The following is a 1,902-nucleotide window of genomic DNA, read 5'->3' on the forward strand; positions in this document are numbered from 1 at the left end:
ATCGAGTAGGAGGCGGTGACTAACCGCCGTCCTCTCACACCACCGTGCATACCGCTCGGTACACGGCGGTTTCAATAGTTGACGTGCATGGACTGATAGGCTGTGGCTAAATCATAAAAGCCCCAGTTTATCAGTCTTTCTTTTGTTAGTGCTCGTTTGACCACTCCTGCATTTGCCATTCTCCAATAAGCTTTTCGGCTGTAGGCTCCTTCACAGGCTGCCCATTCTGGCATTCCCAACCCCATCAGCTTCCGTTTTCGTGTCTTTGGCAGTTTCCACTGTTTCCAGATACACATTCGTATCCTTCGATACAACCACCTGTTCAGCCTTTCGACGTTGTTTTTCATGTCTGCCATACTGTAATAGTTCAGCCATCCTCGCATATATTCTTTTATACGTTCCATGGTCTTTACTATACTTCCGCACCTGCTCCGGGAAGTGAGCTTTCTCAGCTTCTCCTTGGCTTTCTTCCATGACTTTCCATGGACACGGACATAGATTCCTTTTCCGCTCTTCCCGAAACAGAAGCCAAGGTACTTAAAATTTCTTATTGCAAACACACTGACCGTACGACTTTTCTCTCGGTTCACCTTTAGTTTCAGTATCCCTTCCAGATATTTCGTACTGCTTTCCAACAACCGTTCGGATGCACGTTCGCTCTTCGCTAGCAATACGATATCATCTGCATAGCGAATGCACGGTACTCCTCTTTTGTTGAACTCCTGGTCAAACTCGTTAAGATATACATTGGCTAACAGTGGGGAGAGATTTCCTCCCTGTGGTGATCCTTCTTCCGTCTTAACGACTACACCGTTTTCCATCACTCCACTTCTAAGATACCTCTTTATCATCTGTATTACACGTTCATCCTTTACATCTCTGCGCAGGATATTTACAAGTAACTCATGGTTCAGTGTATCGAAATACTTTGACAGGTCTAGGACTACTGCTTTTGTATATCCCTGTTCTGCATACTCCTCTATCCTCTGAACTGCGTCTTTCGCACTCCGTCCCGGACGATATCCGAAACTTCCATCCGAAAACTTTGGCTCATAAATCGGTATCAGCTGTTGTGACATTGCCTGTTGGATGATACGGTCTATGACAGTCGGAATACCAAGTTTTCGTACTCCTCCGTCTGATTTGGGAATTTCCACTCGTCTCACAGGCGATGGGGTATAATGCCCCTTTCGAATCTGTTCTGTCAGTTCGTGGTTATGTTCCTTTATCCACTGGAACGCCTCTTCAATGGTCATCCCATCTACTCCCGGCGCTCCCTTGTTTGCCTTCACTCCTTTGTAAGCTCTGTTTAGGTTGTCCTTATTCAGTATCTTACCTAAGATATCCGGCTCTGCACTGTCCCTTTCTTTCCATATCCGGTTGAATGAGCGGTGCGCTCTTACATACCCTTTACGTTCCGCGCTATCTCTCTGCAAGCAGCTTTCCTTGTTTTCTGCATCCATCTGCTCATTTCTCCTTTCCGGGTCATACTTGAGACTCCTATTGATTCAGTCCTTCACCTCTCGGCTACTATGACCTCTGCTGACTTCTGTGCGTTCAGCACTGCTTTTGGCAGTGGTTACCTCTTTCGAGGCATGTCGCGCAGACCTCCCCGGGTATCACACGCTTCTTTCTCTCCATCTATCTGCCACATCTATTCCGCATGATTCCGTGTAGTTATTGGGCTTTGACTTGTTGTGCAGCCTTACCCTCATGCAAAACCTTATATGTGATTTCTGTTCGTCAGACCAGAGATTTGCCCGTGGTTAGTTTATTCCCACATCCGGCTTCCTTCAGATTCCACCTCACGATGGACACCCTTGCCTTCGGCTATATCCTTCCCACTACCAGGCGGATTCGGGACTTGCACCCGTTAGAAACGTGCGCCGCCGGGCGCACACA

The 1,902-nt window shown here is 47.4% G+C and carries 1 protein-coding gene; it reads right to left on the bottom strand.

Features of this window, described 5'->3' with window-relative positions:
* Positions 1 to 71 precede the first annotated feature (71 nt).
* The gene (ltrA, locus tag GPK58_RS12660) at positions 72 to 1,463 is read right to left on the bottom strand and encodes a group II intron reverse transcriptase/maturase (RefSeq protein ID WP_215638755.1); all 1,392 of its coding nucleotides are present in this window, start codon (positions 1,461 to 1,463) and stop codon (positions 72 to 74) included.
* Positions 1,464 to 1,902 lie beyond the last annotated feature (439 nt).

Source organism: Blautia sp. MCC270 (genome assembly GCF_018785605.1).
GTDB lineage: Bacteria > Bacillota > Clostridia > Lachnospirales > Lachnospiraceae > Blautia_A > Blautia_A fusiformis.

Coding starts and splice junctions, on each gene's coding strand:
- ltrA (WP_215638755.1), bottom strand. CDS start 1,463: ATGGATGCAGAAAACAAGGAAAGCTGCTTGCAGAGAGATAGCGCGGAA.